This is a genomic window from Streptomyces meridianus, assembly GCF_023703325.1.
Classification (GTDB): domain Bacteria; phylum Actinomycetota; class Actinomycetes; order Streptomycetales; family Streptomycetaceae; genus Streptomyces; species Streptomyces meridianus.
Window position 1 is genome coordinate 1 of the sequence record NZ_JAMQGM010000008.1, and the last position, 14,090, is coordinate 14,090.

The window sequence follows — 14,090 nt, forward strand, 5'->3', positions numbered from 1 at the left end:
GGAGTCGCGGGCCGCTTTCGCGTTCCGCTGCCGCCGTACGCACCCGGTCCGGACGGGTGACGCCGGGGCCGGGTCTCAGGCCACCGCCTCGTCGCTGCGGCGCTTGTCCAGCGCCTGCCGGTAGAGCCGGCCGGCCCGGTAGGAGGAGCGCACGAGCGGGCCGGACATGACACCGGCGTAGCCGATCTCCTCGGCCTCCTCCTGAAGCTCCACGAACTCCTGCGGCTTCACCCAGCGCTCCACCGGGTGGTGCCGCGGCGACGGCCGCAGGTACTGGGTGATCGTGATCAGCTCGCAGCCCGCGTCGTGCAGGTCCTGCAGGGCCTGGCTGATCTCCTCGCGCTCCTCGCCCATGCCGAGGATCAGGTTGGACTTGGTGACGAGACCCGCCTCGCGTGCCCTGGTGATGACCTCGAGGGAGCGCTCGTAGCGGAAGGCGGGACGGATGCGCTTGAAGATCCGCGGGACGGTCTCCACGTTGTGCGCGAGCACCTCGGGTCGCGAGGAGAAGACCTCGGCGAGCTGCTCGGGGACCGCATTGAAGTCGGGGATCAGCAGCTCGACGCCGGTGCCCGGCATCGCGGCGTGGATCTGCCGGACGGTCTCGGCGTACAGCCAGGCCCCGCCGTCCTCCAGGTCGTCGCGGGCCACGCCCGTGACGGTCGCGTACCGCAGGTCCATCTGCTGCACGGACTCGGCGACCCGCCGCGGTTCGTCACGGTCGAGTTCCTGGGGCTTGCCCGTGTCGATCTGGCAGAAGTCGCACCGCCGGGTGCACTGTTCGCCGCCGATGAGGAAGGTGGCCTCCCGGTCCTCCCAGCACTCGAAGATGTTGGGACAGCCGGCCTCCTGGCAGACGGTGTGCAGACCCTCGTCCTTCACCAGCTTCTGCAGGGCGTTGTACTCGGGGCCCATCTTCGCCCGCGTCTTGATCCACTCGGGCTTGCGCTCGATGGGGGTCTGGCTGTTACGGACCTCGAGGCGCAACATCTTGCGTCCGTCGGGTGCGACTGCGGACACGTCCAGCACTCCCTCTGCTTGCGCGGCTTTCGAATCTTCGGCGAACACCAGGGTACGCCCGCCATTTCCTCGGCCGAGCCACCGGGGCGGGACCAGGGCGGCTCCCGCCTCCCCTGGGCAACCCGGCGGCACCCCGGCGCATTCCCGGGCGGGGCCCGGAGGGACCGCGGTGGCTGTCAGACCGCGCGAGGCAGCGGGGCGGCTGCCTCCAGCACCTCGGTCAGGTGCTTCTCGACGACCGGCAGCACCTCGTCCACCGGCACCCGCCGCCCCAGCTCCCCGGAGAGCGAGGCCACACCGGCGTCGCGGATGCCGCACGGCACGATCCGGTCGAACGCCGTGTTGTCCGGATCGCAGTTCAGCGAGAACCCGTGCATGGTGACGCCCTTGGCCACCCGGATGCCGATCGCCGCGAGCTTACGGTCCTCCCGGCGCTGCCCCGCGTTGGACGGGGCGTACTCCGGCCCGCTCAGGCGCGGGTCGAACTCTTCGTCCTGCAGGCGCGGGTCGAAGTCCAGGGAGAGCCCGCCCAGCGAGCCGCCCGCCGCACCGGGGCGCACCGCGTCCCCGAGCACCCACACGCCGCTGCGCCCCTCGACCCGGGTGGTCGCCAGACCGAAGTCCGCGCAGGTGCGGATCAGGGCCTCCTCGAGCCGCCGCACGTGCGCGACCACGTCGACCGGCCGCGGCAGCTTGAGGATCGGGTAGCCCACGAGCTGGCCCGGGCCGTGCCAGGTGATCTTCCCGCCGCGATCGACGTCGATCACGGGGGTGCCGTCCAGCGGACGTTCGCTGTCCTCGGTGCGGCGGCCGGCGGTGTAGACCGCCTGGTGCTCCAGCAGCAGGCAGGTGTCGGGGATCTCGTCCGCGAACCGTGCCGCGTGCACACGCCGCTGCTCCTCCCAGGCCTCCTGGTACTCGACGGCATCCGCACCGAAGCCCAGACGGGCAAAGCGCAGCTCACTCACGGCAGCTCCTCGGGGGTCTCCACGCCTCTCGGCGCTCATGCCACTGTACGGCGGCCGCCAGGGCCGCCGTACACGGCCGCGGTCGCAGGTCCGCAGACGTGTTCGATACCCGGGCGCCGTGTGCTCACACGATCGGATGAACACCCGTGAGGGGCCGGGGAGCGGCGCCGGCCGGCCGTTACATTCCCCCCGTCCCGGGAGGGATACGGAAGGAGGCACAGGCACCCGAAAACCTGTCGCGTCCTTCGAAGGCGTTGAAGGCAGGAGAGCTCACAGCTGATGACGGAGCGACCGTCCCCCGACCCGACCCACGGGGCAGCCCGTCCCGCCGTCCGCCCCGGGGAAACCCGGCACGGACCGGCACCGGCCCGTCCCGCCGCCCCGTCCGGCACCGAACGGGCAACCCCCGGCAGTGACGCACAGGCGCCCCCGGCAGGGAGCGGGAACACACGAGGGCGCACCCCCAACCGCCGGCTCGCGGCGCTCATCGCCGAAGCCGGATTCTCCAACGCCGGCCTGGCCCGCCGGGTGGACCAGCTCGGCCTCGAGCACGGCCTCGACCTGCGCTACGACAAGACCTCGGTGACCCGGTGGCTGCGTGGCCAGCAGCCGCGGGGCACCACGCCGGCGCTGATCGCCGAGGTCTTCAGCCGCCGCCTCGGACGCCGTCTGACCGCCCAGGACCTCGGCCTCGACACCTGGGTCCCGGTGTACGCGGGGCTGGAGTTCGCGGCCACGCCCTCCGAGGCCGTGGACATCGTCAGCGGGCTGTGGCGCAAGGACACCGGGAACCACGCCGACCTGCGCAAGATCGCGTTCACCGCCGCCGGCCTCGTGGTGCCCAGCCGGGACTGGCTCATCGGCCGGGCCGACGAACGCGTGGCCCGGATCCCCGAGCAGGCCGGACCGCACGGCTCCCCGGCGCCGGGGAGCGGGACCCCGCCCCCGGCGCCGTCACGCAACCCCCTGCCCCGCCAGCAGCAGACCGAGCGGGCCCCCGGGGAGAAGGTCACCGCGAGCGACATCGCCGCGCTGCGCACCGTCGGCACACTCTTCCGCAACCTCGACCAGGTCTACGGCGGCGGCCACGCCCGCCAGGCGCTCGTGCGCTACCTCGAGCACGAGCTGGAGCCGATGCTCCGCGGCACCTACGGCGACACCACCGGCCGCGGCCTGTTCGCGGCGGCCGCCGACCTGACCCGGCTGGCCGGCTGGACCTCGTACGACATCGCCGCACACGGCCTGGCCCAGCGCTACTTCGTCCAGGCGCTGCGCCTGGCCCAGGCCGCGGGGGACCGGATGTACGGGGCATACGTGCTGAGCACCATGAGCCGCCAGGCGGTCTACCTGGGCCACGGCCGGGAGGCCGTCCAGCTCGCCCGGGTCGCCCAGCAGGGCGTCGGCAGCGCCGCGCCCCCGGCGGTGCTGGCTCTGCTGCACGCCGTGGAGGCCAGGGGCCACGGGGTGCTCGGGGACGTACGGGCCTGCACCGCATCACTGCTCCGGGCGGAGCAGGCGCTGGAGACGGCCCGGACGGGCGACGACCTCCCCTTCTGGGCCCGGTTCTTCGACGAGGGGCAGCTGGCCGACGAGTTCGGCCACTGCCATCGGGACCTCCAGCAGTACCGGACCGCAGCCCGGCACGCGGAGCGCTCGCTCGACCTCCGGAGCCCGGACCACGTGCGCAGCAGGCTGTTCTGCCGCGTGGTGCTGGCCACCGCCCTGCTGGGCCTCGGTGAGCTGGAGCGGGCTTGCTCGGTCGGAGCGGAGGCCGCGCGAGCGGCGGACGGCATGCGTTCGGCGCGGGCGGCCGACTACGTCCGGGAGTTCGAGCGGCGGCTCGAGCTGTACAAGGACTCGGCCGCGGTGCGCGGTTACCGGGAGCGGGTGGGCGGCGGGGGCCGCCGATCCTGATCGGCGGCCCCGGACGTCCTGAACCGTCGGCACGGCGTCGGACGTGACCGGCGCGGCCGCACCCGGAGCGGAACGCCCGCCGGCGGCGGCCCACGGCCCCCGCGCCCGCAGCCGGGCCGGTCGGGCGCTCAGAAGCTGTTGTCCGACTCCTGCCCGGGACCGAACCCGACCACAGCTCTCAGGCCGCCGTAGGCAGTGACGCCGGTGCCGGCCCGGTGCGCACCCCGAAGTCGCGCAGCAGCGCCGCGGCCGCCCGGCGGCCCGACCTCAGCGCGCCCTGCACCGTGCTCGCTTCCCGGTGGTCGCCGCAGACGTACAGCCCCGAGAGCACCCGGACCGGCCGCTGCGGATCGTGCGGAGCGGCCATCACCGGGACCGCATCCGGGTCGTGATGGGCGCCGACGAGGTCCCAGCCGTCGGCCGACGTCCCGTACAGCTCGCCGAGTTGCATCCGGGCGGCCTTGTCCAGGGTGCCGAGCGGCTCGCCCGCGGCGGCCCCGAGGACGGTGGAGGTGATCAGGGCCCGTCCCCGCGGTGCGCGGAAGGGGTCGACCTCACTGGCGACGAAGGTGTGCGTGACGGGGCCGCGCCCGTCCGCGTCCAGGACGAGGGCGGACTCGCGCAACGGCGGGACGTCCGCGGTGTGGTGCAGGACCGTCACCGGGTGGAAGTCCGGGACCCGCAGGCCCGGCAGCAGCCCGGCCGCTGAGCGTGCGCCGGTGGCCACCACCACGGCCCGGCACGCCAGTTCGCCGCCCTCGTCGGTGACCACGCTCCTCGTGGAGGCCGTCAGGGCCCGCACCGACGTGCGCACCGTCCCCGGGGGGAGCGCCGCCGCCAGCCGTTCCGGGAGCGCCGAGGCGCCGCCCGCGGGCAGACAGATGCGGCCCCTGGCGAATCCGCGCAGCGCGAGGTCCGCGCAACGGCTGGACGTGACGAGGCCGGGATCGCACAGCAGCGCCGACAGCAACGGGCGCAGGAAGGTTTCGACGGTCCGGGCCGGCAGTCCCCGGTTCCCGAGCGCCTCCGCCGCCGCGGTTTCCGGGCGGGTGCGGAGCCGGTCGGCGGGGGTCGCCGCGATCCGGCGCAGAAACGCCGACAGCCGTGCCTGGTCGAACGCTTCGGTGATCAGCACGCGTGAGCCGGAACCGGTCAGCGGCGTGCGGCACGCCCCGGGCGCCGACGACGGGGGACGGCCGCCGGACACGGCGAGGACGCGCGCCGCGTCCCTGACCCGCCGCGTGCTCCGCGGCTCCCCGAGGCGCAGGCTGCGCTCGCCGCTGCGCACCAGGACACCTGCCGAGAGCGGCGCGAGCGGCAGGCCGTCGACTCCCGGGGTGCGGCTGCTCCCGGGCGGCGGCGTGGTCAGCAGCAGTCCGGTGCGGTCGAGCCGGAAGCCGTCGACGTGGTCGGTCGTCATTCTCCCGCCGGGCCGCCCGGCGGCCTCCAGGACGATGACGGACATCCCTGCCTCCACCAGACCGAGGGCTGCCGACAGCCCGGCCGGTCCGGCCCCCACGACGATGACGTCCGCCCGCTCCGTACTGCGTGATCCGCGCACGTGCCCTCCCCGAGGTCGTGTCCACGCGCCGGGCGACCCCGCGTCCGGAACGTGCCGGCCGGAGACGCCTCGTTGTCGATGCCCCGTTCATGCCCTCAACAGGCCGACGGAATGCCCGAGTTCGGATGATCCTAGGCGCGAATTCCGACTCATGCAGTCGCGCATCGACCGGGCACGGGCGCACAACGGTCGCACGACGGTCGGGTCGGGGCAGAGCCGGTCCGGGGCGTCACCGGGGTGGCGTCGCGGATCAGGGTCGCAGGGCCGCGCGCACCGCGTCCTCGACCGTCGGGTGCTCGAAGGCGAAGCCGGAATCCAGGAGCTTGCGCGGGATCACCCGCTGACTGCTGAGCGCGTCCTGCGCGAATTCGCCGAGGGCGACGCGCAGGGCGGGCGGCGGCACGGTCATCAGGGTCGGGCGGTGCAGCACCTTGCCCATCACCGCCGTCACCTCGCGGTTGGTCACGGGTTCGGGGGCGGTGAGGTTCACCGGGCCGGTGAGTTCCTCCGTGACGAGGATGTGCCGGAGGGCGGCGACCTGGTCGGCCAGCGAGATGAAGCTCCAGTACTGGCGCCCGCTGCCGAGCCGTCCGCCGAGCCCGAGCTTGAAAACGGGGAAGAGGCGGCCCCAGGCGCCTCCCTTTTGGGAGACGACCAGCCCGGTGCGGGCGTGGACGGTCCGGATGCCGGCCTCCACGGCGGGCGCGGCCGCCGCCTCCCACTCCTGGCAGACGTCGGCCAGGAACCCGTCACCGGGGGGCGCACTCTCGTCGATCGCGCGCTCCCCGGTGTCCCCGTAGTAGCCGATGGCGCTCCCGCACAGCAGCACCCGCGGCGGGGTGCCGAGCGAGGCGACCGCCTCCGCGACGGCGGCCGTGCCGAGCACCCGGCTGTCGCGGATCTCCTTCTTGTACGCCTCGGTCCAGCGGTGGTCACCCACGCCCGCCCCGGCCAGGTGGACGACGGCGTCACAGCCCGCCAGCCCCGCCGCGTCGACGTACTGCCGCTTCGGGTCCCACTCCACCTCGTCCTCGGCCCGGGACGGACGCCGCACCAGACGGACGACTTCGTGCCGGTCCCGGAGCAGGGAGCGGACGAGGGCAGAGCCGATGAGACCGGAGGAACCGGTGACCGCGATACGCATACGGCCATCCTGCCCGCACGTCCGGGGTTCATGGGCCGCTCACCGGGTGGTTCAGTCAGCCCGGACACCGGAAACCGCGCCGCCCTCCGGAATGACAGAGTGTCCGGCATGCCGTCGTCCGCGCCGCCACCGCACTCCTCCTCCCTGACCATCCGCCCGGCCGTGCACGCCGACGGCGCCGCCCTCGCCGTGCTCGACCGCCGGACCTGGAGTTCCCTGCACGCGGTGACCCCGGAGCCGACGGGATCCGGGGACGATTTCTTCGACGGCCTGCACCTGCCGGAGCACGTCCTCGTCGCCGAGTCCGCGGACGAGGGCCCCGTGGGTTACATCAGGATCGTCCCGGCGTCCTCGCTGCCCTCGAACGCCCACGTGCGGCAGATCCAGGGGCTCGCCGTGGACGTCGCGGCGCGCGGACAGGGGGTCGGCCGGGCGCTCGTCGAGGCCGCGTGCGAGGAGTCGCGCCGGCAGGGCGCCGTACGGATCACGCTGCGCGTGCTCGGGCACAACGCCCCGGCGCAACGGCTGTACGCCGCCTGCGGCTTCGCCGTCGAGGGCGTGCTGCCGGGGGAGTTCCTGCTCGACGGGGAGTACGTGGACGACGTCCTGATGGGGCGAGCGCTCGCGGCGGACACCGGCACCCCGGCCACCGGGCTGCCGTGGCGAAGGCGGGCTTCCCCGGCGCCTCCTAATCCCTGAACCGCTCCCACAGCCGGGGGAAGCGCTTCGCCAGCGCCGTGTCGTCCTCGAGGTCCAGTGGCTCGCCCTCCGGCTCGGGCGGCGGGTCGGGCATGCCGAGGTCGGGAAGCGGGCCGCCGGTGAGCTGCTCGTAGGCGTCGTCGGCCGCGTAGCCGAGGTCCTCCGCGTCCCCGTCGATCTCCTCGTCGAAGTCGTCGAGCAGATCGGCCAGGGCGTCGGGGTCGTGCACGGCGCCCTCGTAGACCTTCCGCCCCTGGCCGATCAGCCAGCAGCGGAAGCTGTCGAACGCGTCGTCGCTCGCACCCCGGAGGAGCACCCAGGCGGCGCCCCAGAGGTCCCAGTGGTAGGTGCGGTTGTAGCGCACCTCGAAATGACGGGCGAAGTCCCGGACGTAGTCGGGGTCGAATCCGAGCAGCCGCTCGAAGAGCACGTCGGCGTGCTCCTCCGGGTCGTCTCCGGCGGCCTCGCGGGTGCTGTCGACGATCTCCCAGAACTCGGTCTCATCCATCATCACGGGACCAGCATCAGGCGTTCGGGGCCGCCCCGCACGCCGGGCGGCCCCGAACGCCGTGGAGCGGCGCGGCCCGGCGTGCGCCGGAAACGGCCCGTGCCCCGGCCGGAGCGATCCGGTCGGGGCACGGGCCGTCTGCGTGACGAGCTGTCTCAGAGGCCGAGCTCGGTCTCGAACTCGCCTGCCTCCAGGATCTCCTTGACGGCCGTCAGGTAGCGGGCCGCGTCGGCGCCGTCCACCAGACGGTGGTCGTAGGAGAGCGACAGGTAGGTCATGTCACGGACCGCGATGGTCTCGCCCAGCTCCGGGTGGGTGATGACCACCGGACGCTTGACGGTCGCACCGATGCCCAGGATGGCCGCCTGGTTCGGAGGCACGATCACCGTGTCGAACAGCGCACCGCGCGAACCGGTGTTGCTGATCGTGAAGGTGGCACCGGACATCTCGTCCGGGCTGATCTTGTTGGAGCGGACCTTGCCGGCCAGCTCACCGGTCTTCTTGGCGATACCGGCGAGGTTGAGGTCACCGGCGCCCTTGAGGACCGGGGTCATCAGGCCCTTCTCGGAGTCCACCGCGATCCCGATGTTCTCGGAGTCGAAGTAGGTGATGGTGCCCTCGTCGTCGTTGATCCGGGCGTTGACGACCGGGTGGGCCTTCAGCGCCTGGGCAGCGGCCTTGACGAAGAACGGCATCGGCGACAGCTTGACGCCCTCGCGCTGCAGGAAGGACTCCTTGGCCTTCCCCCGCATCCGCATGATCTTGGTGACGTCCACCTCGACCACACTGGTGAGCTGGGCCTGACCGTGCAGCGCCTTCATCATGTTGTCGCCGATGACCTTGCGCATGCGGGTCATCTTGACCGTCTGACCGCGCAGCGGGGACGGCTCGGCGGCTGCGGCCTTCGGGGCGGCGGCAGCGGGCTCGGCGGCCGGCGCCGGGGCCTGGGCGGCCTCGGCAGCAGCGACGACGTCCTGCTTGCGGATCCGGCCACCGACACCGGTGCCCTTGACCGTCGCCAGGTTGACGCCGTGCTCCGAGGCCAGCTTGCGCACCAGCGGGGTGACGTACGCGCCGTCACCCTCCCCGCCGGTGGCCGGAGCCGGAGCGGGGGCGGCCGGGGCGGGGGCCGGCTTGGGCTTCTCGGCCGCGGGGGCGGCGGCCGGAGCCGGTGCCTCCTGCTTCGGGGCGGGGGCCGGAGCAGGCTGCTCGGCGGCCGGGGCGGGTGCTTCCTGCTTCGGAGCGGCAGGTGCCTCCTCCTTCGGAGCCGGTGCCTCCTCCTTCGGGGCCGCCGGGGCGGCGCCCGCCTCACCGATCACGGCGAGCTTCGAGCCGACCTCGGCCGTCTCGTCCTCGCCGACCAGGATCTCGAGCAGCGTGCCCGCCGACGGCGACGGGATCTCGGTGTCGACCTTGTCGGTCGAGACCTCGAGCAGCGGCTCGTCGACGTCCACGGAGTCACCGACGGCCTTGAGCCAGCGGGTGACGGTGCCCTCGGTCACGGACTCGCCGAGCGCGGGCAGCACGACCGGCGTGCCGTCGCCCGCTCCGGCGGCGGGCGCCGGAGCGGCCTCCTCCTCGGCAGCCGGAGCCTGCTCCGGCTCCGCGGCGGGCTCGGGCGTCGACGTGGCCCCCTCGGCCGCCGGAGCGGCCTCGGCCTCGGGCGCCGCAGCCTCGGCCGCCGCCCCCGAACCGTCGTCGATGACGGCCAGCTCGGCGCCGACCTCCACGGTCTCGTCCTCGGCCACCTTGATGGAGGAGAGGACGCCGGCCGCCGGGGCCGGGATCTCGGTGTCGACCTTGTCGGTCGAGACCTCGAGCAGCGGCTCGTCGGCCTCGACTCGTTCACCCTCGGCCTTGAGCCAGCGGGTGACGGTGCCCTCGGACACGCTCTCGCCGAGCGCCGGCAGGGTTACGGAAACCGCCATGGTTTCGGTTGCTCCTTAACGATCTGTGCGGATGTGGTCGCGCCCGGACTCAGTCGTGCGAGTGCAGCGGCTTGCCGGCCAGCGCCAGGTGGGCCTCGCCCAGCGCCTCGTTCTGCGTCGGGTGGGCGTGGACGAGCTGCGCGACCTCCGCCGGCAGAGCCTCCCAGTTGTAGATCAGCTGCGCCTCGCCGACCTGCTCGCCCATACGGTCACCGACCATGTGGACGCCGACCACGGCACCGTCGCGCACCTGGACGAGCTTGATCTCGCCCGCGGTCTTCAGAATCTTGCTCCTGCCGTTGCCGGCCAGGTTGTACTTGAGGGTGACGACCTTGTCGGAGCCGTACAGTTCCTTCGCCTTGGCCTCGGTGATGCCGACGGAGGCGACCTCCGGGTGGCAGTAAGTGACCCGCGGCACACCGTCGTAGTCGATCGGCACGGTCTTCTGGCCGGCCAGACGCTCCGCCACCAGCATGCCCTCGGCGAAGCCGACGTGGGCGAGCTGGAGGGTGGGGACCAGGTCGCCCACGGCGGAGATGGTCGGCACGTTGGTCTGCATGTACTCGTCGACCAGCACGAAACCGCGGTCCATGGCGACCCCGGCCTCCTCGTAGCCCAGGCCCTGCGAGACCGGGCCGCGGCCCACGGCGACGAGCAGCAGCTCCGCCTCGAAGGTCTTGCCGTTCTCCAGCGAGACCTTCACACCGTTGTCCGTGTACTCGACGCCGGAGAAGCGCGAGCCCAGTGAGAAGTTGATGCCGCGCTTGCGGAAGGCGCGCTCCAGCAGCTTGGAGCTGCCCTCGTCCTCGGCCGGGACCAGGTGCGGAAGGGCCTCGACGATGGTGACGTCGGTGCCGAAGGACTTCCAGGCGGAGGCGAACTCGACGCCGATGACGCCGCCGCCGAGCACGACGGCCGACTTCGGGACGCGGTCCAGGACCAGTGCGTGGTCGGAGGAGATGACGCGGTCGCCGTCGATCTCCAGGCCCGGCAGCGACTTCGGCACGGAGCCGGTCGCCAGCAGGATGTGACGGCCCTCGTAGCGCTGGCCGTCCACGTCGACCGAGGTCGCCGAGGACAGCCGGCCCTCGCCGGTCACGTAGGTGATCTTGCGGCTGGCGACCAGGCCCTGAAGACCCTTGTACAGGCCGGAGACCACGCCGTCCTTGTACTTGTGGACGCCGGCCATGTCGATGCCCTCGAGCGTGGTCTTCACGCCGAACTCGGCGCCCTCGCGCGCCTGGTCGGCAAGCTCACCGGCGTGGAGCAGAGCCTTCGTGGGGATGCATCCGCGGTGCAGGCAGGTCCCGCCCAGCTTGTCCTTCTCGATCAGTGCGACGTCCAGGCCCAGCTGCGCCCCGCGCAGGGCGGCTGCGTAACCGCCGCTGCCGCCTCCGAGGATCACTAGGTCGAAAACGGTGCTGGCGTCGTTCGCCACGTCACGTCCTCCATGCATGGGTGCGCCGGAGCCGGTCGCCGTCGGACCGGGCGGCTGGTGTTCGGCCGCTGTCAAGTTCGGCTCTTTGGTCCGGCTCGTTCGGTTTGTGCGAGCCGGTGGCCGTGTCCTGCCGAGACAACATCTTCGCACTTGTTCGCGGAGGGCGGGACGCCGGGCCGGGCTCCGTCCTCCCTCGGAGCCGCATACCCCGGGTTACTCGTTCGTAGACCGGGCCGATTTCGTCGAGGGCGAACTCCGAACCGTCCAGAACGCGCCAATGCCGGTCCCGGGACACCTCGCCCCGGGACCGGCAGATGTGTCACACGACTCAGCCGAGGTCGCCGTCCGCGGTCCGCTCGGCGAGCCGGACCAGGGTGCGCACGGCGGAACCGGTGCCGCCCTTGGGGATGTATCCGTACGGCGTGCCCTCGTGGAAGGCCGGGCCCGCGATGTCCAGGTGGGCCCACTTCGTGCCCTCGGACACGAACTCCTTCAGGAAGACGCCGGCCGCCAGGCCGCCGCCCATCCGCTCACCGATGTTCGCGAGGTCCGCGGTCGGGGAGTCCAGCCCCTTGCGCAGCTCGGCGGGCAGCGGCATCGGCCACGACTGCTCGCCGGCCTCTCCGGCGATCTCGTGGAGCGACGTGCGGAAGGCATCGTCGTTCGACATGACGCCGAAGGTGCGGTTGCCGAGCGCGACCACCATGGCACCGGTCAGGGTCGCCACGTCGACGAGCGCGTCCGGCTTCTCCTCACAGGCCCGGGTGATGGCGTCGGCGAGCACCAGCCGGCCCTCGGCGTCGGTGTTCAGCACCTCGACCGTCTTGCCGCTGTACATGCTCAGCACGTCGCCGGGACGCACCGCCGAGCCGGACGGCATGTTCTCCGCCAGCGCCAGCCAGCCGGTCACGTTGACCTTCAGGCCCAGGCGCGCAGCCGCCACGACCGAGGAGAACACCGCGGCCGCGCCGCTCATGTCGCACTTCATCGTCTCGTTGTGACCGGCCGGCTTGAGGGAGATGCCGCCCGAGTCGTAGGTGATGCCCTTGCCGACGAGGGCCAGGTGCTTCTTGGCCTTGCCGTGCGTGTAGGAGAGCTTCACCAGCCGCGGCGGGTTGTGCGAGCCCTGGCCGACGCCCATGATGCCGCCGTAGCCGCCCTTGATCAGTGCCTTCTCGTCCAGCACCTCGACCTTGAGGCCGTGCTCCTTCGCCGCCGCCTGCACGGCCTCCGCGAAGGTCGCCGGCGTCAGGTCGTTCGGCGGGGTGTTGATCAGGTCGCGGGCGCGGTTGACCTCCTCGGAGACCGCAGTGGCGCGGTCGGCCGCGGCCTTGAACGCCTTGTCGCGGGCCTTGCCGCCGAGCAGCGTCACCTCGGCGAGCGGGGTGTTCTTGTCGTTCTTCTTCGCGTCCTTGCCCTTGCTGCGGTATGCGGTGAAGGCGTAGGCGCCCAGCAACGCGCCCTCGGCGACCGCCGCCGCGTCGTCCGCGTCCTCGACGGGCAGCGCGAAGCCGCCGTTCTTGGCGCCCGCCAGCGCGCGGGCCGCGGAGCCCGCCGCACGGCGCAGAGCCTCGGTGTCGAACCGCTCGCCCTTCGTGGGGGCATCCCCGAGTCCCACGGCCAGCACGGCCGGGGACTTGAAGCCCGACGGGGCAGGCAGCCGGAGGATCTCGCCCTCGCCGCCGGTGGCACCCAGAGTCTCCAGGATGTCGGCGAGCTTCCCGTCGAAAGCGCGGTTCACGGACTCGGCGCCGGGGGCGACGACGAGTGCCGGGCTCCCCTTGGCCGCCTTGGCCACGCCGACGACGATGGCGTCCGCGCGCAGCGCGTCCGCGGAGGAGGTGCTCAGAGTCAGTGCAGTCACAGTGTCGGTGTTCCTCTTCCGATCGCTTCCTCGGCCAGTCGGTGGGCCGGCCGCCGCTCGGGCCAGCCGAACAGGCCCGCCCACCGGGCCATACGGTCGCGCACGGCGCCGGGCGCTGGCAGCATCGTATTCCGCCGGATGCGTGAGGTATCGCTCGGTCTCCGAACAGGCCCCGAAACAGGACGTCCGGACGCGGGTGAACGCCGGGTCAGCCCACCGCCAGGACGACCAGGACGGCTGTCCCCGCGGTCTCCGCCAGAGCGCCGAAGACGTCGCCGTTCACCCCACCGAGCCGCAACCGGCAGCGCCGCAGCAGCAGTTCCGCCGCCCCCAGCCCGGCCGTGGCCGCGAGCGCCCCGTGCAACGCGGCGCCGGGGCCCGCAGCCGCGCCGAGCGCTGCGCTGCCCGCGACGGTGAGAACCGCCGTCGCCACGGCGGCGTGTGAGGACACGGCACCCGCCACGGCGGCGCCCAGGCCGTCGGGCCGGGCGCTGCGGACCCCGGTCCGGCAGGCAACCGTCAGGGCGCTCCGGGCCGTCACCCCGGACAGCAGCGCGCCCAGGGCGCCCGCGGCGGGTCCGCTGCCGAACATCGCGGTCAGCGCGGCCACTTGAGCCAGGAGAACCAGCAGCAGGGTGACGACGCCGAACGGGCCGATGTCGGATCGCTTCATGATCTGCAGGGCGTCCGCCGCCGGCCGGCCGCTGCCGAGACCGTCCGCGGTGTCGGCGAGCCCGTCGAGGTGGAGTCCCCGGGACAGGACAGCGAGCGCGGCGACCGCGGCGACCGCGGCGAGCATCGGGCCGCCGCCGAGCAGCACGACGGCGATGCCGAGCACCGCCGCACACAGCCCCGTCACGGCGCCGGCCAGCGGGGCGCAGAGCATCCCGCCGCGGGCCGCCGCCCGGTCCCAGCGGGTCACCCGGACCGGGAGGACGGTCAGCATGCCGAAGGCGAAGCGCAGGGCGTCGCCGGGGGACGGCTTCGCAGCGGGGGAGGGGCCGTGCGTCGTGTCGGTCATCGCCGGAGGCTATCCCGCGGCTCCC

The 14,090-nt window shown here is 73.1% G+C and carries 11 protein-coding genes; 2 read left to right on the plus strand and 9 right to left on the minus strand.

Going from position 1 to position 14,090, the window contains the following annotated elements:
* Nucleotides 1–75: 75 nt before the first annotated feature.
* Both lipA and lipB read right to left on the minus strand, forming a co-directional pair.
* Nucleotides 76–1,020 (minus strand): lipoyl synthase, encoded by a 945-nt coding sequence (gene lipA, locus M1E25_RS03190; protein ID WP_251409164.1) that lies wholly within the window; start codon nt 1,018–1,020, stop codon nt 76–78.
* 176 nt (nt 1,021–1,196) lie between these two features.
* On the minus strand, nt 1,197–1,988 hold the full coding sequence (gene lipB / locus M1E25_RS03195) for a lipoyl(octanoyl) transferase LipB (protein WP_251409167.1): 792 nt from the start codon (nt 1,986–1,988) through the stop codon (nt 1,197–1,199).
* A 279-nt stretch (nt 1,989–2,267) separates the two neighbouring features.
* Between lipB and M1E25_RS03200 the strand changes: the two genes are divergently transcribed.
* Entirely contained in the window at nt 2,268–3,902 is a 1,635-nt protein-coding gene (locus tag M1E25_RS03200) for an NsdA family TPR-like regulatory protein (protein WP_251409170.1), read from the plus strand.
* Between the two features lie 178 nt (nt 3,903–4,080).
* Here M1E25_RS03200 and M1E25_RS03205 read toward each other — a convergent pair whose 3' ends face one another.
* Nucleotides 4,081–5,463: an NAD(P)/FAD-dependent oxidoreductase gene (locus M1E25_RS03205; RefSeq protein ID WP_251409173.1), complete on the minus strand. Its 1,383-nt coding sequence runs from the start codon at nt 5,461–5,463 to the stop codon at nt 4,081–4,083.
* Nucleotides 5,464–5,713: 250 nt separating this feature from the next.
* Nucleotides 5,714–6,607, minus strand: a complete 894-nt coding sequence (locus M1E25_RS03210) for a TIGR01777 family oxidoreductase (protein WP_251409176.1) — start codon at nt 6,605–6,607, stop codon at nt 5,714–5,716.
* Between the two features lie 108 nt (nt 6,608–6,715).
* On the opposite strand from M1E25_RS03210, the gene M1E25_RS03215 reads away from it, so the two are divergent.
* Nucleotides 6,716–7,306 (plus strand): GNAT family N-acetyltransferase, encoded by a 591-nt coding sequence (locus M1E25_RS03215; protein ID WP_251409179.1) that lies wholly within the window; start codon nt 6,716–6,718, stop codon nt 7,304–7,306.
* Here M1E25_RS03215 and M1E25_RS03220 read toward each other — a convergent pair.
* The 5 genes from M1E25_RS03220 to M1E25_RS03240 all read right to left on the minus strand — a co-directional run bounded on the left by M1E25_RS03220 (nt 7,296) and on the right by M1E25_RS03240 (nt 14,065).
* Entirely contained in the window at nt 7,296–7,814 is a 519-nt protein-coding gene (locus tag M1E25_RS03220; protein ID WP_251409652.1) for a DUF4240 domain-containing protein, read from the minus strand. The two genes, M1E25_RS03215 and M1E25_RS03220, sit on opposite strands and share 11 nt — an antisense overlap.
* 155 nt (nt 7,815–7,969) lie before the next feature.
* A complete protein-coding gene (gene sucB / locus M1E25_RS03225) occupies nt 7,970–9,742 on the minus strand; it encodes a 2-oxoglutarate dehydrogenase, E2 component, dihydrolipoamide succinyltransferase (RefSeq protein ID WP_251409181.1) in 1,773 nt (590 codons plus the stop codon).
* A 49-nt stretch (nt 9,743–9,791) separates the two neighbouring features.
* Nucleotides 9,792–11,180, minus strand: a complete 1,389-nt coding sequence (lpdA, locus tag M1E25_RS03230) for a dihydrolipoyl dehydrogenase (protein WP_251409184.1) — start codon at nt 11,178–11,180, stop codon at nt 9,792–9,794.
* A 328-nt stretch (nt 11,181–11,508) separates the two neighbouring features.
* Nucleotides 11,509–13,044 carry a leucyl aminopeptidase gene (locus M1E25_RS03235; protein ID WP_251409187.1) on the minus strand — a complete coding sequence of 512 codons (1,536 nt, stop codon included), beginning with the start codon at nt 13,042–13,044 and terminating at the stop codon, nt 11,509–11,511.
* A gap of 208 nt (nt 13,045–13,252) precedes the next feature.
* Nucleotides 13,253–14,065 carry an adenosylcobinamide-GDP ribazoletransferase gene (locus M1E25_RS03240; protein WP_251409190.1) on the minus strand — a complete coding sequence of 271 codons (813 nt, stop codon included), beginning with the start codon at nt 14,063–14,065 and terminating at the stop codon, nt 13,253–13,255.
* Nucleotides 14,066–14,090: the final 25 nt, after the last annotated feature.

Coding starts and splice junctions, on each gene's coding strand:
- M1E25_RS03220 (WP_251409652.1), bottom strand. CDS start 7,814: ATGGATGAGACCGAGTTCTGGGAGATCGTCGACAGCACCCGCGAGGCC.
- M1E25_RS03215 (WP_251409179.1), top strand. CDS start 6,716: ATGCCGTCGTCCGCGCCGCCACCGCACTCCTCCTCCCTGACCATCCGC.
- sucB (WP_251409181.1), bottom strand. CDS start 9,742: ATGGCGGTTTCCGTAACCCTGCCGGCGCTCGGCGAGAGCGTGTCCGAG.
- M1E25_RS03240 (WP_251409190.1), bottom strand. CDS start 14,065: ATGACCGACACGACGCACGGCCCCTCCCCCGCTGCGAAGCCGTCCCCC.
- M1E25_RS03210 (WP_251409176.1), bottom strand. CDS start 6,607: ATGCGTATCGCGGTCACCGGTTCCTCCGGTCTCATCGGCTCTGCCCTC.
- M1E25_RS03200 (WP_251409170.1), top strand. CDS start 2,268: ATGACGGAGCGACCGTCCCCCGACCCGACCCACGGGGCAGCCCGTCCC.